Genomic DNA, 17,369 nt, shown 5'->3' on the forward strand with positions numbered 1-17,369 from the left:
CGGCGGCCTCCTGATCGGGGGGTGGATCAAACGTGAGGCGGAGTCAGGTTAGCCGCGGATCCGGCCGTTCCGCCAGCACGGAACCCAGGTTCCAGCGACCGGCTTCCCGGTGTGGCCGCCCACACGCCGAGCGCCAGCAGCGCCGCCACCTCCGTGACGGCCAGGCCGCGCTCCACCAGCCCGAGCGGCATGACCCGATACCAGGGCACGCCGTTGCGCGTGCCGACGAACACCATCGTGGCGATGCCCACCACCCACAACACCGAGCACACCCCGAGCCCGAACGCCACCAGCGTGGCCCGCGACCGCTCGCGGCGCCGCCACGGCCCGGTGATGAGCACGACCGCCAGCGGCAGGCACAGGAAGGCCACGAAACTGCCCACCCGGTGGATGCTCCCGCTGACGCTTGGCCCCACCGACCAGTCGTGTTTCTCGAACCAGGCCGTCAGGAGCAGGCCGACGCTCCACCCCATGAGCGCCACGGTGCCGAGGACCCCGGCCAGCTTCCTGCGCGCCAGCGACACCCCGATGCCCACCGACCCCGCCGCCAGCAGACCCACCGCGCAGCCGAAGATCCAGCCGCCGGGGCCCATGCCGTGCTCACTGATGGTCCGCCTGATCGGGTTCAGGTCGTCGAGGCTGGACACCTCCAGGCCGACGATGACCGCGATGCCCGCCCCTGCCGCGCCGAGACCCCACCGCGCCGGTCGATGCATGCGCACACACCTCCTCGGCCTGATCAACGGACGGGAAGACGTACGGATTCCGCGCTCGGCCCGCCACGCCGACACGCCTGTCCGAGAGGATGGTCGCGTCCGGTGCGAATCCTCTGACATTGACCGGTTCGGGACGAGCGCTTCCTGCGGGCGCCAGATATCGTCAGAAGTGTGAACGAACGCGCTGGATCGTGGTTGCCCAAGCTGCAGGAAGTGGGAGAGCGGCTGGCCGAGGAGTGGGTGACGGCCCGCCGCCAGCCGGCGCCCAGCGACGCGCCCCAGCCGCACGAGCTCCGCGCGTCCGACGCCGACCGGGAGCGCATCGCCCAGGTCCTCCAGGACGCCCACGCCGACGGTCGGCTCTCCCTCGAAGAGCTGGAGGAACGGCTCGGCGTGCTCTACTCCTCGCGCACGCTCGGCGAGCTGGCCGCGCTCACCGCCGACCTGCTGCCCGCCGAGGAACAACCGCTCAACCTCGACGGCCGGCCGGTGTCGGCCATTTTCAAGAAGGAGCAGCGCGGCGGGCGCTGGGTCGTGCCCGCCGAGGTCGCCGTGACCGCCATGTTCGGCACGACGAAGCTCGACTTCCGCGACGCGATCCTGCAGAACCGGCGCATCGTCATCAACGCCACCCTCGTCTTCGGCGGGCTGGAGATCCACGTGCCGGAAGGGCTCGAGGTGATCAGGGTCGCCAAGGACAAGACCGTCCGGCTGACCAAGCAGCCGACCGAGCCGGGCGGGCCCGTCCTCGAGGTGCGCACGACCAACTTCGCCGGCGAGGTCAAGGTCAAGGAGCCGCCCCGCCGCAAACGCCGCCGCTGAACCCGGCCCCGGGACGGTCCAGGCGGGGCCGGCGCCCAACCGGCCCCGCGCGTCCGTCCCGCCCGGGCTGCGCTCAGCCCGCGGTGTCGAAGTTGATCGCGCTGTACGCCCGCAACTTCCAGAGCTGGTGCTCGCTCTCGATCTTGCGGATCGTCCCCGACCGGCCGCGCATCACCAGCGACTCCGTCACCGCCGAGCCGGCCCTGAACCGTACGCCCCGCATGAGCTCGCCGTGCGTGATGCCGGTCGCCGCGAAGAACACGTCGTCCGACCTGACCAGGTCGTTGGTGGTGAGCACCTGGCCGAGATCGTGCCCGGCGTTGACGGCCTTGCTGCGCTCGGCGTCGTCACGCGGCCAGAGCCGGCCCTGGATCACGCCGCCCAGGCACTTCAGCGCGCACGCCGCCACGATGCCCTCGGGGGTGCCGCCGATGCCCAGCATGAGGTCGATGTTCGTACCGGCACGGGCCGCCATGATCGCGCCGGCCACGTCGCCGTCGGTGATGAACTTGATCCGGGCACCCGTCTCCCTGATCTCCTTGACCAGCCGCTCGTGCCGGGGCCGGTCGAGCACCACCACGGTCACGTCGGACGGCGAGCAGTGCTTGGCCTTGGCCACCGCGCTGATGTTCACGGACACGGGGGCCTCGATGTCGACCACGTCGGCCGCCTCCGGGCCCGTGACCAGCTTCTCCATGTAGAACACCGCGGACGGGTCGTACATCGAACCGCGCTCGCTCACGGCGATCACCGACACCGCGTCGGGCATGCCCAGCGCCGTCAGCCGGGTGCCGTCGATGGGGTCGACGGCCACGTCACAGGCGGGCCCGCTGCCCGCGCCGACCTGCTCGCCGTTGAACAACATCGGGGCGTGGTCCTTCTCGCCCTCGCCGATGACCACCACGCCGTTCATCGAAACCGTGTTGATCAGCTGCCGCATGGCGTTGACCGCCGCGCCGTCTGCGCCGTTCTTGTCTCCCCGGCCGACCCAGCGGGCCGCCGCCATCGCGGCGGCCTCCGTGACCCGGACGAGCTCCATCGCCAGGTTGCGGTCGGGGGCGTGCTCGCCCGTGGCGAGCCGGGCCGGTACGGACGTGTCGTCGGACATGATGCGTGGCCTCCTCGTGGAACATCTACGTCGATCGTAGTTGCCGCCTTATTCCCGCTCAGGACGGGATAATCTGCCCTGCCCGCCCCTGCTTCTCTGCCCAGAAGCGGGGCGAGGGTGACCTCTGTAAGCTTCGACATGGTCGCCCCGCACATCGGAGAACGGGTCCCTCACCGGAGATCCCGCCTCCGCCGTGAAGCAGGATGGCGCCCCGCCGTGGAGGAGATCCGAATGAGCGATGTGGAAAACGTGGTGGCCCAGTCGCGCACGTCCGAGCGGGGCGCGGCCACACGCAGCTCACTGCTCGCCGCAGCCAGGGAGGTCTTCGTCTCCAAGGGCTTCGCCGACGCGGGCGTGACCGACGTGGTGGCCAAGGCGGAGGCCAGCGTGGGCAGCCTCTACCACCACTTCTCCGGCAAGGCCGACCTCTACCTCACGTTGTGGGAGGAGTTCCAGGCCGGGCTCTCGCAGCGCACCAAACTGGCCGCGCGCGAGGCCCGCACCGCAGGCGAGACCGACCCGATGCGCGTGTTCGTCAGCGCCGCCCGCGCCTACCTGGAGGGCTGCCTCGAGGAACGCGAGCTGGCCGCGCTGTTCCTGCGCGGCGACGGACCGCCCGGCTTCGACGTCGTCATGCGCGACCGGCTGCGCAGGTGGGCCCAGCTCAACGCGACCCTGTTCGACGACGAGGGCGCGCTCGTCGTGGTGATCACGGGCGCGCTGGCCGCGGCCGTCTCCGAGGTCGTACGCACGGGCGATCGCGGCCTGGCCGAGGACGCCCTCGCCATCATCGGCCGCATCCGCCCGGCCACTTCGGTGACCGGCCGGTCCAGCGGGTAATCTCGCCAAGTGTGCGACGGTTCACCGAAGGTTTCTACGGCTACGCGGTAGCCCTGCTGGTCTGCCTGGTCGGAGCCGGGGTGTTCCTGCTGGTCACCCCGCAGAGCCGCGATGAGCACATCCCGCGGGTCGAATACTCGATCACCGTCGCCAACTTCGGCCACGAGGTGCCCTACCGCGTGTGGGCCCCGCGCAACGACCCGGCCGGATGGGTGCCCAACAGCAACAGGATCGCCGCCGGCAACGCCGGCGCCAAAGTCCTCTTCCTCGGTTACGCCACCGCCGAGCGGGAGCACGCGATGTTCGCGCAGAGCGACGAGAAGCCGGCCGCCGGGTTCGCCAGCCGCATGGCCAACAGCGACAAGGCCGTCGGCACGCAGCAGATCGGCGGAGCCACGTGGGAGCGACGCTTCCGCGAGGACAAGAACCAGCGCACCCTGGTGCGGATGTTGCCCGACGTCACACTGTTGATCACCGGCACCGCCGACTGGCCCGAGCTGGCCCAGCTCGCCTCCGTCCTCCAGCAGCGCCCCCAGGGCTGACACCACGACCGCCTGCGCCGGGGCACACCCCGCCGCGTCTAGGGTGGTGCCGTGTTGCGTCCTGGAAGCTGGTCCAGGCCTGCGGGTGGAAGTCCCGTCCGGGTAGACACCGGAGTGCCCGGTAGCAGGCCCCGGTTCGTCGTGGAGACATGGCGGGCTGAGCGGGGTGTCAAGAGCCTCTTTGGAGGGAGCGAGCACGCGGGCCGTAGCGTCAGGCGAACCTTGCAGCCTCGTCACAGTCACAACGGAGAAGCCGAGCCGCTCATGTCACGGCGAAGGCCATGTCCGGTGGGCCCTGTTCCGGGGTCAGCCTGCCGGGTTCTTCCGGGGTACGGAGGATGGCACGTGTGCGCGGTCCGGGCCGGAACAGGAGAGACCCGTCTGACCACGCCTTTCGTCGGGCGAGAGACCAAGCGTATACGCCGATGGCGAAATCGTCGGGAGGGCAGCGGGAGTCCGAGGGGGTCGCAGTACCGCTGGTCGGCGTGCACCATAACGCGCCGGGAGGGAAGGACCCCCACTTTGATCATGCTTGGGACGAGGGTGCCCTGTATGACCGTGTCCACAGAGGTGACGTGCTGTGGGAGGCGTGGGAGCGAGTCCGGGCCAACAGGGGTGCCGCCGGAGTCGAGAAACCACAAGGTGGCAAGCGTCCGCTGGGGATTCCCCGGATCCGCGATCGTGTGGCTCAGCAGGCCGCCAAGCTGGTGCTGGAACCCCTCTTTGAGGCCGATCTTCTGCCGGTCTCTTTCGGGTTTCGGCCGAAGCGGTCGGCGGCGCAGGCGATGGAGCGGCTGCGTACGGGCTTCATCGAGGGCCGGGTGTTCGTGGTGGAGTTCGACATCGTCGACTTCTTCGGTGGGATCGATCGTGATCGGTTGCTCGCCGAGGTGGGTCGGCGGGTGTCGGACCGGCGGGTGCTCAAGCTGCTGCGGCAGTGGCTTGAAGCAGGTGTGATGGCGGAGGGGGAGGTTCTGCGGACGGTCGCGGGAACTCCGCAGGGCGGCGTGATTTCGCCGTTGATGTCCAATGTCTGCCTGCACGTTCTGGATACCGAGCTGACCAAGCGAGGTGTGGGTGAGCTGGTGCGCTACGCCGACGACGGAGTCGTCTTGTGCCGCAGCGCTGTCCAGGTCGGAGCGGCCCTGCAAGCGGTTGAGGACATCCTCGTATCGCTGGGGTTGAGGCTGCACCCGGACAAGACGAGGATTGTTGACCTCAGACAGGGCCGGGAAGGACTCGACTTCCTCGGCTGCCACTTCAGAGCCCGCATGTCCGGGCGGCTGTGGGAACGAAAGCGGATCATCCGCTACTACCTGCACCGCCGGCCCAGTCAGACGGCGGTGAAGAAGCTCCGGTCCAAGGTCCGTGAACGGACCGACCGCCGTCGGTCGGGAACGGATTCTGCACCGCCTGCGAGGCACGATTCGCTATCCGAAGGCAGCGTAACCATGTCAAGAAGATCATCGGTAAGCCGTATGCGGGAAAACCGCACGTACGGAATTGAAAGGGGGATGGGGAACCGGGCCTTCGTGGCACCGCGCCCCTGACTACCAATGGCAGACGAGAAGGCACCCTCATACGAGCAGGCCCGCGAGGAGCTGACCGAGGTGGTGCGCCGCCTGGAGACGGGCGGGCTCACCTTGGAGCAGTCGATCGAGCTCTGGGAACGGGGCGAGAAGCTGGCCGCCGTCTGCGAGGAGTGGCTGCAGGGAGCCCGGGTCAAGCTGGCCGCGGCCATGGCCCGCCGCTCCGAGCCCACCTCGGGCGACGCCGACGACGCCCCCTTCTGACCGCCTGACCGGCCTGCTCGCTGCGCCGGTCGCCGTGGCGCTCCGGCGGGCCCGCGATGCCCCTCTTCCCCGCGGGCCCGCCGTGGTCAGGATCCGGCGCGTACGAGCGCGACCACGGGGATGCGCCGGGTGGTCTTGGCCTCGTACTCGGCGAACTGGGGCGCCTGCGCCACCATCCGGGCGTAGAGCTGGTCGCGTTCCGCACCTTCGATGGCCACGGCCTCGGCCTCGAACGTATCCGAGCCGACCTCGACCGTGACCTTGGGGTGGGCACGCACGTTGTGGTACCACGCGGGGTGCTTGTCGCTGCCGCCCGCGGACCCGATGACGACCTGGCGGTCGCCGTCGGGCATGTACATCAGCGGGGAGGTCGACCGCTTGCCGCTCCGGGCGCCGGTGGTGGTGAGCAGCAGCAGGTGTGCCTTCTCGAACATGCCCCCGACCCGCCCCTCGTTGGCGCGGAACTCTTCGATGACCTGCTTGTTGAAATCGTTCATCACGGCCCCTCACAGTATCCGGAGAAATCTCCGGTTGGAAGACTAATCGGAGAATTCTCCGTTTACAAGCGGTATGCTGCCGTTCGTGTGCGGACGCCGAACGTTGCCCGTGATCGGGCAGCCCCAGCCCGAACGGGCCGACGCCGCCCGCAACCGGCGGAAGATCATTGAGGTGGCCGCCAGGATGATCGCCGAGCAGGGCGCGGACGACATCTCGCTCGACGAGGTGGCCCGCGTCGCCGGTGTCGGCGTCGGCACGGTCTACCGGCGCTTCGGCGACCGCGCGGGGCTCGTCCTCGCGCTGATCGACGAGCAGGAGAGGCGGTTCCAGGAGGCGTTCCTCGCCGGGCCGCCGCCGCTCGGGCCCGGCGTCCGCGCCCGCGAACGGATCACCGCGTTCCTGGACGCTCTGGTCGACCGGGTGGTGGCGCAGCAGGGACTGTTCGTCCAGCTGGAGAGATGCGGCAGGACCATGCGGTACAGCGGGCCGTACCGGGTGCACCACATCCACCTGGCGACGCTGCTCGCCGAGGCCTGCCCGGAGGCCGACCGGGTGTTCCTGGCCGACGTGCTCCTCGCGCCCGTCAACGCCCGCCTGATCGCCTTCCAGCAGGAGGAACGCGGCATGACGATCGAACAGATCAAGACCGGACTGGCCAGGCTGGCCACGGTCGTCACCCGCGGCTACAGCGTCCCGGCCGAAGACGGGCGGTAGCCGTGGATGCTCCGGTGGTCACGCGCCGCTCGCGTCCCCGGGCTCCTCGGCGCGCACGGTCAGGCGGTCGTCGGTGAGGCGGATGGTCAGCACGCTGCCGGGGGAGACGTCCTTCGCCCGGCGCACCACGTCGCCCGACGGATGTTGCACGATGGCGTAGCCGCGTTCCAGCGTGGCCGCCGGCGACAACGCGACCAGCCGGGCGCGCAGGTGGGTGAGGTCGTCGGACGCCCGGTCGAGCGAGCCGGTCAACGACCGCCTGGCGCGCTCGCGCAGCGCGTCCACCGCCTCGGCCCTGCGTTCGAGCTCGCGTACGGGATCGGCCAGCGACGGCCGCGACCGTACGGACGTCAGCCAGGACATCTCGCGGTCGAGCCAGCCGCTCAGCACCCGCCGGCCGCGGTCGCGCAGCTGGCGCACCAGCGTGAGCTGCTCACCGACGTCGGGCACGACCTTCTTGGCCGCGTCGGTGGGAGTGGAGGCGCGTACGTCGGACACCAGGTCGAGCAGGGGGCTGTCCTGCTCGTGACCGATCGCGCTCACCACGGGAGTGCGGCAGGAGGCCACCGCGCGCACGAGCGTCTCGTCGGAGAACGGCAGCAGGTCCTCCAGCGAGCCGCCGCCCCGCGCGATGACGATCACGTCGACCGCCGAGTCGGAGTCGAGCCTGCCCAGCGCCTCCGTCACCTCGCCCACCGCGTAAGGCCCCTGGACGGCCACCTCCTCGACCTTGAACCGCACGGCGGGCCAGCGCCTGCGGGAGTTCTCCAGCACGTCGCGCTCGGCCGCCGAGTCGCGGCCGCAGATGAGCCCGATCGTGCCGGGCAGGAACGGCAGCCGCCGCTTCCTGTCGGCGTTGAACAGCCCCTCGGCGGCCAGCAGCTGCCTGAGGCGTTCGAGCCTGGCCAGCAGCTCGCCCACGCCGACCGGGCGGATCTCCATCGCGGTGAAGGCGAACGAACCCCTGTTGACCCAGAAGTCGGGCTTGACGTGCACGACCACCCTGGCGCCGTCGGCCGGCCGCGGCATGGCCGCCTCATAGACCCCGCGAGGGGCGGTCACTCTGGCCGACACGTTGGCGACCGGATCGCGCAAGGTCATGAACACCGTGCCGCCGCGGGCGCTCAGGTCGGTGATCTGGCCCTCGACCCAGACGGTGCCGAGCCTGCCGATCCAGCCGCCCACCATCTGCAGGACGGTGCGGATCGGCAAGGGCGACTCGGGTGAGGTCTTCGAGGTCATGGCGGAAGACTACGGGGCGGGGAAGCTCGCTTCCCCGCGGGTCGAACGTTTCTTCCTCTATTCTCCGGCCTGCAGCTTGGCGAGGCGGTTCTCGAACATGCGGATGACCTCGGCCCGGCCCTTCGTCGCCCGCTCGTAGGCCAGGAAGTCGCCGATCTGCTCGGCGGTCTTGCCGCGCATCCGCGCGCGAAGGGAGGCCACGGTCAGCTCCGCGTATCCGGGCAGCGGTTCGGGCAGGTCCGTCGCGGCGGCCGCACCGGGCTCGGAAGCGGCGGCCGGCGCGGCTGCGGCGGGCGGCTCGGTCGACGCGGCGGGCTCCTTGGCGGTGGACTTCCTGGCGGTGGACTTCCTGGTGGCGGGCTTCCTTGCGGCGGGCTTGTCGTCGGCCTTGGGCTCAACCCGCGTCGCCCTCGGCTTCGCGGCGGCGGCCGGCTTCTCAGCGGGCCCCGGCTCGTCGGCGGTGGCCGGCTCCTCCACGACGTCCTTCTCGCCTGCGGTGCTCGGCTCTGCCGCGGCGTCCGGCTTGCCGGCGGTGGCGGGCTCGGCTGTCTCCGGCTTCGCGGGCGCGACCGGTGCCTGCGCGGGCTTGGCTTCCGCGGTCTCTCCTGTGGGCGTGGCGGGCTCCGTCTTGCCGGCCGGGGCGAAGATGACCGGGTCGGGCTTGCCGGTGCCGTTGGGCTCGGCGGATCCGGGGCGCGGGGCGAAGATGACCGGCTCCTTGCGGGCGGGCTTGTCCTCGTCCTGCTCGGCGGGCGCGGCGAGCTGGTCGGCGGCGGGGCGGGAGTCCTGCTCCTCCTTCTCGCCCTGGCCCCTGATGGAGTTCTTCACCCGGTCGACGAGCAGCATCGCCTGCCCGGCGGCGCTGAGCGCGGTCTGGGCGACGAGAAGAGGCAGGTCTTTGGCCTTCTCCTTGAGTTCGTCTTTGTTGGTCACGGTTTTGGCGATGTTGCGTATCACGTCGCTGAGGGACATGTACGTCTCCCTGGGAGGTCAGTATTGGACGGCCAGTGTGGCAAACCGCGGACGGCCACGCACGCGCGGGCCAACCGGCCGCTCCACGTAGCATAAGAAGTATGGAGCCCCAGACCCCCACTTCCCGCCGAGTCCTCGTAGCCAAACCGCGGGGCTACTGCGCCGGAGTCGATCGAGCCGTGGTAGCGGTCGAGAAGGCTTTGGAGCAGTACGGCGCGCCGATCTACGTGCGCAAGCAGATCGTCCACAACACCCACGTCGTCAAGACGCTCGAGGCCAGGGGCGCCATCTTCGTCGAGGAGACCGAGGAGGTGCCGGAGGGGGAGATCGTCGTGTTCTCCGCCCACGGCGTCGCGCCCGCCGTGCACGAGCAGGCCAGAAGCCGCCGGCTGCGCACGATCGACGCGACCTGCCCGCTGGTCACCAAGGTGCACAACGAGGCGAAGCGGTTCGCCGGGCAGGAATATGACATCCTGCTGATCGGGCACGAGGGCCACGAGGAGGTCGAGGGCACCTCCGGCGAGGCGCCCGACAACATCCAGCTGGTCGACGGGCTCGACGCGGTCGACAAGGTGCAGGTAAAGGACCCGAGCAAGCTCGTGTGGTTGTCGCAGACCACGCTGTCGGTCGACGAGACCACCGAGACGGTCGCCCGGCTCAAGGAGCGCTTCCCCACGCTGATCGACCCGCCGAGCGACGACATCTGCTACGCCACCCAGAACCGCCAGGTCGCGGTCAAGGAGATCGCCGCCGACTCGCAGCTGGTCATCGTGGTCGGCTCGGAGAACTCCTCCAACTCCAAGCGGCTGGTCGAGGTGGCGAAAGACTACGGCGCCGAGGCCTCCTACCTCGTCGACGACGCCACGTTCATCCGCGACGAGTGGCTCGAGGGCGTCACCACGGTCGGCGTGACCAGCGGCGCGTCCGTTCCCGAAGAGCTCGTGGACGGAGTGCTGAAGCGGCTGGCCGAGCACGGCTTCGGCGACGTGACGGAGGTGCAGCCGGTCGACGAGCGCATGCGCTTCGCCCTGCCCCACGAGCTGCGCAAGGACCTGCGCGCCTCCTGACGCGGGCGATCGGGTGATCGTCCGCCCCGAGCCGGCGGCCGTGCCGTGACGTCCGACGCGTCATGACGGCCGCCCGGAGCGCACGGTGACCTGTCTCAGTCGTCGCCGCGCGGCGTGCCGTACACCTTCGGCTCGAAATAACCTTCGGGCTCGGGCACGAACGGCTGGCGCGGGCGCTGCACCTCGGCGCCCGCCTTCAGCTCCTCGCGCAGGTCGCGTACGTTGTCGCGCAGCCCGCGCCGCCACGCGACGCCGAGCACGGCGGCCGAGCCGGCGAACAACCACGGCGCTCCCCGCGTCAGCGAGGTGTAGAGCCCGAGCGCCAGCGACTGCACGATCGACAACGAGCCGAACGCCCGCCCGAGCTCGACGAAGAGTGTGGCGCAGAAGAACACCAGCGGGGGCGTCACCACCAGCGACAGCAGTTCGCGCCGGTTGACCAGCAGCACGCCCAGCAGGCTGGACAGCACGAACGCGGCGCCCACCACGTGGGGGACGTCGAGCAGGGCGGTCAGCACATAGCCCGCGAGGGTGGCGACCAGGGAGAGCGCGATGGCGCCGCGCGCGGTCAGCCTGACCGCCGAACGCCTGCCTTTCCCAGCCACTGGCCCACCCCCGTCTACTGCGACCCGTTGGCCAACTTACCGTTCGGGTGCGAAATCAGTGACGAGGTTGGCTGAGAAGCGGTTTCGAGCAGTTCGGGGGAGGCGAGGGGCCTGGGCAGGCCTTCGAGCATCTCAGGTGAGTCGAGGTCGCCGTCGACGACGCCCAGGTCGTGCAGCTTGCGCGCCGTGACCAGCACGCGGCTTTCGAGCGATCCGACCGACTTGTTGTACGCCTCCACGGCCCGCGTCAGCGCCCTGCCGAGCGAGTCCACGTTCCTGCCCAGGGTCGAGAGCCGTTCGTACAGCTCCTTGCCCAGCTCGAACACCGCCCGCGCGTTCTGGCTGAGCGCCGCCTGCTGCCAGGCGTAGTGCGCGGTGCGCAGCATCGTGATCAGCGTCGTCGGCGTGGCGATGTGCACCCGCCGCGCCATGGCGTATTCCAGCAGCCCGGGGTCGCGTTCGAGCGCGGGCGCCAGGAACGCCTCGCCGGGGATGAACAGCACGACGAACTCGGGCGACGGGTTGAACCCCTGCCAGTAGGACTTGGCGGCCAGCCGGTCGACGTGCTCGCGTACGTGCCGGGCGTGCGCGTCGAGCCGGACCGTCGCGAGCGACTCGTCGGACGCCTCAGCGGCCTCCAGATAGGCCGCCAGCGACACCTTGGAGTCGACCACGACGTTCTTGCCGCCGGCCAGCCTGACGACCATGTCGGGCCGCATGGAGCCCTCGGCGACCTGTTCGTCGAAGTCGCAGTAGCGCTGCATCCCGGCGATCTCGGCGACCCTGCGCAGTTGGAGCTCCCCCCACCGGCCGCGCGCCTCGGGCCGCTGCAGGGCCCTGACCAGGGCGGTGGTCTGGGTGCGCAGCTGCTCGTGGCTCTGGCGTACGAACTCCATCTGCTTGGCCAGCTCCGCACGGGCGGCGCGCTGGCCCGACTCGGTGTCGCGCAGCTGCGACTCGACCCGTGACAGGGCGTCCTTCAGCGGCTCGACCAGGTGCTCCACGGCCTGCCTGCGCTGCTCCAGGTCACCGGTGGCCTCGGCGCGGCTGGCGGCCAGCCTGGTCTCGGCCAGCTCCAGGAAACGTACGTTGTTGACGTCGAGCGCCCGCGTGGACAGCGCCTGGAAACGCTCGGCGAGCTGCTCCTCGACGTAGACCAGCTTCTCCGCGGCGGACCTGGCGCGCGCGTCGGCCTCCGCCACCCGCACCGCCGCTCGTGTCCTGGCGACGAGGAAACCGATGAGCAGCCCGACCGCGAGACCTGTGAGAAGCGAGATGACATCCACTTCAGCGATGATTGCAGGACCGCGGGGCGCGGTTCCTCCCGACACGCTTGGGCGTTCCGCTTGTGCGCCACATCCGGAATCGCCGAGAGTAGTGGAATGGACGCGCTCGGGAAGCAGGCGGTGGTCGGCGTATCGGTCGCGGTCGCGTTGGTCGCGCTGGCCGGAGCGGTCATCGCCGGCGCGGGCGCGGGCTCCGGGCCCGAGAGCGCGCCGGGGCCCTACCCGCTGCGCTGGTCGCCGGGCGCATGCGTCACCGGCGACTTCGCGCTGATCCCGTGCAACGGCGGCGTCTCCGAGGTGGTGGCCGTCGCTCCCGACCCGCCGGGCCCCGGCGACTGCCCTGAGGACACCGACGACGTCCTGCGCGTGGGGCCGGGCCGTACGGCGTGCGTACGCAACTTCCTCGACCCCCACCCCGGAGCCCCAGGCGGTGGCGGAGGCCTGCTCAGGCCGGGTGACTGCGTGGCGCTTGACGGCCGCGAGCAGCCGTGCGCCCGGCCCGGCTGGTACGGCAAGGCCGTCGCGATCACGCGGGACGCCGCCGCCTGCCCCGAGAACACCCTGGACACCGTCCCCGGCGACGCGCGGACGATCTGCCTGGGCCGGGGCGGTCAGGTGCTCGACCGGGGCGCGTGCGTGGCGCGGCCGGCGGGCCGGGTGGTCGACCGCTCCGGCGTCACCCGCGTGCCCTGCGGCTCGGCACGGGCGTGGGCCAGGGTGGTGTCGTTCGAGACGGCCGCGAAGCGGTGTCCCGCGCGCTCGGAGCGCTATCTGCGTTCGGACTCCGCCCCCCGCCCGGTGACCTGTCTGGACGTGCTGAGCCAGTAAACTCGACGTCCGTGAGCCTCTCCATCGGTATCGTCGGCCTGCCCAACGTCGGTAAGTCCACGCTGTTCAACGCGCTGACCAAGTCCGGCAACGCGCTCGCGGCGAACTACCCGTTCGCCACCATCGAGCCCAACGTGGGCATCGTGGGCGTGCCCGACGACCGCCTGCCCAAGCTGGCCGAGATCTTCGGCTCGGCCCGCATCCTGCCCGCCAAGGTCGAGTTCGTCGACATCGCGGGGCTGGTCAAGGGCGCTTCCGAGGGGCAGGGCAGGGGCAACCAGTTCCTCGCCAACATCCGCGACACCGACGCGATCTGCCAGGTGATCAGGGTCTTCAACGACCCCGACGTCACGCACGTCGACGGCGAGATCTCTCCCAAGCGCGACATCGAGACGATCAACACTGAGTTGATCATGGCCGACCTCCAGACGGTCGAGAAGGCCGTCCCGCGCCTGCAGAAGGAGGCGCGCAACAACAAGGACAAGAAGGTCGCGCTGGAGGCCGCCGAGGGCGCCCTGAGGGCGCTGGAGACCGGCAAGACCATCTTCGAGAGCGGTCTCGACCGCGACGAGCTGCGCGAGCTGCACCTGCTGACGGCCAAGCCCTTCCTCTACGTGTTCAACCTCGACTCCGACGAGCTGACCGACTCCGCGCTCAGGGAGCAGCTGTCCACGCTGGTCGCGCCGGCCGAGGCCGTCTTCCTCGACGCCAAGATCGAGTCCGAGCTGGTCGAGCTCGACGAGGAGGAGGCGCTGGAGCTGCTGCAGTCGGTCGGGCAGGAGGAGTCGGGGCTGCGCCAGCTGGCCAGGGTCGGCTTCCAGACGCTCGGCCTGCAGACCTACCTGACGGCCGGCCCGAAGGAGTCGCGGGCCTGGACGATCCGTAAGGGCGCCACGGCTCCCGAGGCGGCCGGCGTGATCCACACCGACTTCCAGCGCGGCTTCATCAAGGCGGAGGTCGTCTCCTTCGACGATCTGGTCGAGGCGGGCTCCATCGCCAACGCCAGGGCCGCGGGCAAGGCCCGCATCGAGGGCAAGGACTACGTCATGCGCGACGGCGACGTGGTGGAGTTCCGCTTCAACGTCTGACCGGGCGGGCCCGGAAAGGACCCGGGAAGGGACACAGGAAAGGAATGGACGTCTGATCCCGGCACGACTGCCGCGTCAACCTCTGCGGGCTCCCGCGCGTCGAATCGTCACGGCGTTCACGCTGACTCGGGAGACCCTCATGATCCGTCGCATCATCCGGAAACGACGCCCCGCGCCCGCGCTCACGGGCATCAGCCTTGAGGAGGAGCTGGCCCTGATCAGGGTCGAGCTCATGTACGGTCTGCGGGTCAACCGCGAGGCCTACCTCCGCAGGAAGGTGGACGAGCGCAACGAGATGGCGACCCGCATGCGCGAGCAGGACCCCGCGGGCATGCTGGCGGAGCTCCGGGGCTCCCTGGAGCGGGCCGTGCAGCCGGCGGTCGTCGATCTGGAGAGCAGGCGGCGGTCGCGCTCGTCCCAGGGGCCTGAGCCTGCCTGACGCTCAGCCTCCGTTCGTGACCTATGCCGAATCCGCAGGTCGCGAGAGTCCTTGCGCGATTTGGACAGCAATCCGTGGCTGCCGCGCTATGCGATTTCAGGCGTTTGGCCTGGTCAATAGCCGTTTCCCCCGGGAACTCACTGGAATCGGGTCCGGGGCCTGTCATGAGGGCCCGGTTTGCCGTCAGGACGGTCATGCCGCAGCATGGGCGTGGCTTTCCTGGAACAATCGCGGAGACCGGATAGGGTGACTACTTCACCGCGGATGATGGGGATCGGCAACGGACGACACCGCGCCAGCCGGGGGGATCGGCGCGAGCGGAGGCGTGATGGCGCGTAGGTCTACCGTCCAGCACGATCCTCGGATCGCTGGCGAGCCCGAGCTTTCCGCGCGCCTCGACACAGCCGACTTCGACGCGCCGCCGCCTCGCCGGCCGCGGCGCGGTGGCTGGTCGGGCGGCGGCGGACGGTGGCTGGTATGGACCGGCCGCATCATTCTCTGGGCACTTATTGTGGTTGTCGTGGTGAATGGGATTCGTGCCCCATTTGAGAGGTTTACCCGGCAAGAGGTGGCCGCGCCCAATGGCGCGGTGCAGGAGCAGCACGGATTCCCCGTCGAACGCGGCATGGCATTCGCCGCCCAGTTCGCGGGCGTCTACCTGAATTTCAATCCCGACGACGCGACGAGCAGGTCCAGCAAACTCGCCGCGTTCCTGGCCCAGGGCATGGACCCGCAAATGGGCTGGGACGGGTTCGGCAAGCTGGCGGCCGTCGCCGTCCAGGCCTACGACCTCAAGGCGAGCGACGCCAACAACGCCGTGGTGAGCGTCGCCTTCCAGTCCGGCCCGCGCAGGATGTTGCTGTCCGTACCGATCTACTACTCCGGCGACGACGCCGGAGAGAGGTTCGTCGTCTCCGGGCGTCCGGCCATCCTGCCCGCCCCGGCCCCGGCCGACCTGCCCCAGGTGGCCAAGCCGGAAACCGACGACGCGGCGGCGGCGGAGCTCAAGCCGCAACTGGAGGGCTTCTTCAAGGACTACGCCGACGGCGACACCGCCGGGCTGCAGCGCTACGTCGCCGCGGGCAAGAGCCTGCCGAGCTTCGGCGGCGCCCTCACCTTCGCAGAGCTCAAGGAAATCGTGGTGCCTGTGGGGGGTGCCACCAGAGAGATCCAGGCGGTCGTGGTGTGGACGGTGCCCAACGGCGACGTCCCGCCCACTCCCGACTCCACCGATCCCGCGACGGCCGGCGGGCATCTGGAGCAGGCCTACCGCCTGACCGTCGAGAAGCAGGGCGACAAGTGGTTCGTCGCCGACATCCGCGGCGCCGGCCGGGTCGCTGATTAGGGCACGGCCACGCTGCTGATCGGTACCCCCCGGGAGGACAAGAAGTGACCTTGAAGACCGTACTGTTCACCTTGATCGAGATGACGCCGACTCCGGTGCCGACCGGCATCGACACCGGAGGGCTCGCCGACTTCCTGCGCGCGTTCTTCGCGCCGTTGTTCCTGGTCGTCGTCTCCGTGGTCGCGCTGTTCTTCCTCTTCACCCGTGAGATCACGCGGTTCGTGCAGTTCCTCATCCTGGCCGTGGCCATCGGAGTGATCTTCTACGTTCCCAACATCATCGAGGTGACGGCGAAGGCGATCGCGGGCGCACTGGGCATCACGTAAGGGTTGAGACCGCTCCCCGGCGGTCATGAACGAGCGGGCGAGAGGAGGGCCGTGTGGACCTGCCCACGTACACGAACATCTGGCGGATAGAGAAGCGGCTGTACAAGCTGTACGACCTGCGCCTGCCGATGCCGCTGCCGATCGTCTGGATCGGCGTCTTCGTCGGGGTGTTCGTTCCGTGGTCGCTTCTGCTCGTCCTGGTGGGCGTGCCGGTGGAGATGCCGTGGCACGTGCTGTTCCTCGTACCACCCGGGATCGTCACGTGGTTGTCCACCCGTCCCGTCATCGAGGGCAAGCGGCTCACCGAGTTGCTCGAGTCCCATCTCCGCTACCTCGGCCAGCCCAGGGCCTGGTACCGCCTCGCACCCGGCGCCGAGCCCGAGACCATCACGTTCTCCGGCCGGGTCTGGCGTGCCACCCCCGCCAGGGTCAAGGCGAAGAAGGCCGGCAAGGCCCGCCAGGCGCAGCGCAGGCGCGCGGGCCAGCGGATCACCGGGCCCCGCCAGGTGCGGCCCGCCGTGGCCGCCGCCGCTGCCGCCGCAGCGCAGGCCCCGGTGGCCGAGCAGCCCGGCGGGCGTTCCGGCTGGGGCACGCGCCGCGGCACCGCGCCGGCGCTCAAGGCTCAGGCGCAGCAGGCGACCCCGTCCCCGGTACGCGCCACGCCGGGAGGCGTGGTCCGGCGCGAGAAGGGCCTCTCAGACGGCGCCGGACACCGTCAGGACCGCTCGCCCGTGCCGCACGCCGCGCACGGCCCCGCGCCGGAGCCCGGTGACCGGCGCACCACATCCGCGGACAGGGACGCCGAGGTACGCGCCGCGCGGGACGCGGTCGTGCCGATCAAGACGGCGGAGAGCCGCAAGCCCGCCGCCGGCAAGCCCATCGACACCGAGGCGCTGCGCAGGCTGAGACAACTCGCGGCGAGCGCCGACGCGCCCGCCGGCACGCCGGAGCCCGCCCCGGCCGGGCGCTCCCGCGACGACGCGCGCCACCACGGGGGGCCGCGTGAGGACGACGGACGTCGGGAGGACGAGGTCGCCCGCGACCAGCACAGGAAGGGCCAGCCGCCCCGGCTCGGGCCTGCCCTGGTGTTGACGGGCACCCAACGCATCTGGCCCCCGCTCAACCCCGACGCCAAACC

The 17,369-nt window shown here is 70.3% G+C and carries 20 protein-coding genes; 13 read left to right on the forward strand and 7 right to left on the reverse strand.

All coding sequences use genetic code 11. The annotated features are described in order from the left end of the window. Positions 1-26 precede the first annotated feature (26 nt). A complete protein-coding gene (locus E1267_RS01740) occupies positions 27-716 on the reverse strand; it encodes a DUF998 domain-containing protein (RefSeq protein ID WP_165959420.1) in 690 nt (229 codons plus the stop codon). 171 nt (positions 717-887) lie between these two features. On the opposite strand from E1267_RS01740, the gene E1267_RS01745 reads away from it, so the two are divergent. After that, the gene (locus E1267_RS01745; RefSeq protein ID WP_161714976.1) at positions 888-1,538 is read left to right on the forward strand and encodes a DUF1707 SHOCT-like domain-containing protein; all 651 of its coding nucleotides are present in this window, start codon (positions 888-890) and stop codon (positions 1,536-1,538) included. Between the two features lie 73 nt (positions 1,539-1,611). On the opposite strand, the gene glpX is transcribed toward E1267_RS01745, so the two are convergent. Then, entirely contained in the window at positions 1,612-2,646 is a 1,035-nt protein-coding gene (glpX, locus tag E1267_RS01750) for a class II fructose-bisphosphatase (protein WP_132328945.1), read from the reverse strand. 231 nt (positions 2,647-2,877) lie between these two features. Here glpX and E1267_RS01755 point away from each other — a divergent pair, with 231 nt between their 5' ends. From E1267_RS01755 to E1267_RS01770, 4 genes are all read left to right on the forward strand, one after another. Continuing rightward, entirely contained in the window at positions 2,878-3,486 is a 609-nt protein-coding gene (locus E1267_RS01755) for a TetR/AcrR family transcriptional regulator (protein ID WP_132328947.1), read from the forward strand. 11 nt (positions 3,487-3,497) lie between these two features. Continuing rightward, the gene (locus E1267_RS01760; RefSeq protein ID WP_132328949.1) at positions 3,498-4,028 is read left to right on the forward strand and encodes a DUF4245 domain-containing protein; all 531 of its coding nucleotides are present in this window, start codon (positions 3,498-3,500) and stop codon (positions 4,026-4,028) included. A gap of 575 nt (positions 4,029-4,603) precedes the next feature. Continuing rightward, positions 4,604-5,578, forward strand: a complete 975-nt coding sequence (locus E1267_RS01765) for a reverse transcriptase domain-containing protein (protein WP_132328951.1) — start codon at positions 4,604-4,606, stop codon at positions 5,576-5,578. Positions 5,579-5,584: 6 nt separating this feature from the next. Further along, on the forward strand, positions 5,585-5,821 hold the full coding sequence (locus E1267_RS01770; RefSeq protein ID WP_132328953.1) for an exodeoxyribonuclease VII small subunit: 237 nt from the start codon (positions 5,585-5,587) through the stop codon (positions 5,819-5,821). A gap of 86 nt (positions 5,822-5,907) precedes the next feature. Here the strand turns inward: E1267_RS01770 and E1267_RS01775 are convergent, their stop codons facing one another. Beyond that, positions 5,908-6,318, reverse strand: coding sequence for a nitroreductase family deazaflavin-dependent oxidoreductase (locus E1267_RS01775; protein ID WP_132328955.1), 411 nt, complete (start codon positions 6,316-6,318; stop codon positions 5,908-5,910). Positions 6,319-6,403: 85 nt separating this feature from the next. Between E1267_RS01775 and E1267_RS01780 the strand changes: the two genes are divergently transcribed. Then, positions 6,404-7,033, forward strand: coding sequence for a TetR/AcrR family transcriptional regulator (locus E1267_RS01780; protein ID WP_220449298.1), 630 nt, complete (start codon positions 6,404-6,406; stop codon positions 7,031-7,033). Positions 7,034-7,051: 18 nt separating this feature from the next. On the opposite strand, the gene xseA is transcribed toward E1267_RS01780, so the two are convergent. Beyond that, positions 7,052-8,275, reverse strand: coding sequence for an exodeoxyribonuclease VII large subunit (xseA, locus tag E1267_RS01785; protein ID WP_132328959.1), 1,224 nt, complete (start codon positions 8,273-8,275; stop codon positions 7,052-7,054). 57 nt (positions 8,276-8,332) lie between these two features. Then, complete coding sequence (locus E1267_RS01790) at positions 8,333-9,247, reverse strand: DUF8129 domain-containing protein (RefSeq protein WP_132328961.1); 915 nt, start codon at positions 9,245-9,247, stop codon at positions 8,333-8,335. Between the two features lie 101 nt (positions 9,248-9,348). Here E1267_RS01790 and E1267_RS01795 point away from each other — a divergent pair, with 101 nt between their 5' ends. After that, positions 9,349-10,314, forward strand: a complete 966-nt coding sequence (locus E1267_RS01795) for a 4-hydroxy-3-methylbut-2-enyl diphosphate reductase (protein ID WP_132328963.1) — start codon at positions 9,349-9,351, stop codon at positions 10,312-10,314. A gap of 95 nt (positions 10,315-10,409) precedes the next feature. Here the strand turns inward: E1267_RS01795 and E1267_RS01800 are convergent, their stop codons facing one another. Beyond that, on the reverse strand, positions 10,410-10,919 hold the full coding sequence (locus E1267_RS01800; RefSeq protein WP_132328965.1) for a DUF6542 domain-containing protein: 510 nt from the start codon (positions 10,917-10,919) through the stop codon (positions 10,410-10,412). A gap of 14 nt (positions 10,920-10,933) precedes the next feature. Then, positions 10,934-12,205 (reverse strand): DNA recombination protein RmuC, encoded by a 1,272-nt coding sequence (locus tag E1267_RS01805; RefSeq protein ID WP_132328967.1) that lies wholly within the window; start codon positions 12,203-12,205, stop codon positions 10,934-10,936. A gap of 96 nt (positions 12,206-12,301) precedes the next feature. On the opposite strand from E1267_RS01805, the gene E1267_RS01810 reads away from it, so the two are divergent. The 6 genes from E1267_RS01810 to E1267_RS45465 all read left to right on the forward strand — a co-directional run. Beyond that, positions 12,302-13,033, forward strand: a complete 732-nt coding sequence (locus E1267_RS01810; protein ID WP_132328969.1) for a hypothetical protein — start codon at positions 12,302-12,304, stop codon at positions 13,031-13,033. 11 nt (positions 13,034-13,044) lie between these two features. Continuing rightward, positions 13,045-14,121 (forward strand): redox-regulated ATPase YchF, encoded by a 1,077-nt coding sequence (gene ychF, locus E1267_RS01815; RefSeq protein ID WP_132328971.1) that lies wholly within the window; start codon positions 13,045-13,047, stop codon positions 14,119-14,121. Positions 14,122-14,260: 139 nt separating this feature from the next. Further along, entirely contained in the window at positions 14,261-14,560 is a 300-nt protein-coding gene (locus E1267_RS01820; RefSeq protein WP_132328973.1) for a hypothetical protein, read from the forward strand. Positions 14,561-15,128: 568 nt separating this feature from the next. Further along, positions 15,129-15,905 (forward strand): conjugal transfer protein, encoded by a 777-nt coding sequence (locus E1267_RS01825; RefSeq protein ID WP_246063335.1) that lies wholly within the window; start codon positions 15,129-15,131, stop codon positions 15,903-15,905. Between the two features lie 80 nt (positions 15,906-15,985). Continuing rightward, positions 15,986-16,231: a hypothetical protein gene (locus E1267_RS01830; protein WP_132512273.1), complete on the forward strand. Its 246-nt coding sequence runs from the start codon at positions 15,986-15,988 to the stop codon at positions 16,229-16,231. A gap of 53 nt (positions 16,232-16,284) precedes the next feature. Next, on the forward strand, positions 16,285-17,369 hold a 1,085-nt coding region (locus E1267_RS45465), incomplete at its 3' end, for a conjugal transfer protein (protein WP_246063337.1).

This window comes from Nonomuraea longispora (assembly GCF_004348345.1).
Taxonomy (GTDB): domain Bacteria; phylum Actinomycetota; class Actinomycetes; order Streptosporangiales; family Streptosporangiaceae; genus Nonomuraea; species Nonomuraea longispora.

What these genes read in the sequence shown, in the direction of transcription:
- E1267_RS01775 (WP_132328955.1), bottom strand. Translation starts at nt 6,318, where the DNA reads ATGAACGATTTCAACAAGCAGGTCATCGAAGAGTTCCGCGCCAACGAG.
- E1267_RS01830 (WP_132512273.1), top strand. Translation starts at nt 15,986, where the DNA reads ATGACGCCGACTCCGGTGCCGACCGGCATCGACACCGGAGGGCTCGCC.
- E1267_RS01820 (WP_132328973.1), top strand. Translation starts at nt 14,261, where the DNA reads ATGATCCGTCGCATCATCCGGAAACGACGCCCCGCGCCCGCGCTCACG.
- E1267_RS01795 (WP_132328963.1), top strand. Translation starts at nt 9,349, where the DNA reads ATGGAGCCCCAGACCCCCACTTCCCGCCGAGTCCTCGTAGCCAAACCG.
- E1267_RS01810 (WP_132328969.1), top strand. Translation starts at nt 12,302, where the DNA reads ATGGACGCGCTCGGGAAGCAGGCGGTGGTCGGCGTATCGGTCGCGGTC.
- E1267_RS01755 (WP_132328947.1), top strand. Translation starts at nt 2,878, where the DNA reads ATGAGCGATGTGGAAAACGTGGTGGCCCAGTCGCGCACGTCCGAGCGG.
- E1267_RS01770 (WP_132328953.1), top strand. Translation starts at nt 5,585, where the DNA reads ATGGCAGACGAGAAGGCACCCTCATACGAGCAGGCCCGCGAGGAGCTG.
- glpX (WP_132328945.1), bottom strand. Translation starts at nt 2,646, where the DNA reads ATGTCCGACGACACGTCCGTACCGGCCCGGCTCGCCACGGGCGAGCAC.
- E1267_RS01790 (WP_132328961.1), bottom strand. Translation starts at nt 9,247, where the DNA reads ATGTCCCTCAGCGACGTGATACGCAACATCGCCAAAACCGTGACCAAC.
- E1267_RS01740 (WP_165959420.1), bottom strand. Translation starts at nt 716, where the DNA reads ATGCATCGACCGGCGCGGTGGGGTCTCGGCGCGGCAGGGGCGGGCATC.
- xseA (WP_132328959.1), bottom strand. Translation starts at nt 8,275, where the DNA reads ATGACCTCGAAGACCTCACCCGAGTCGCCCTTGCCGATCCGCACCGTC.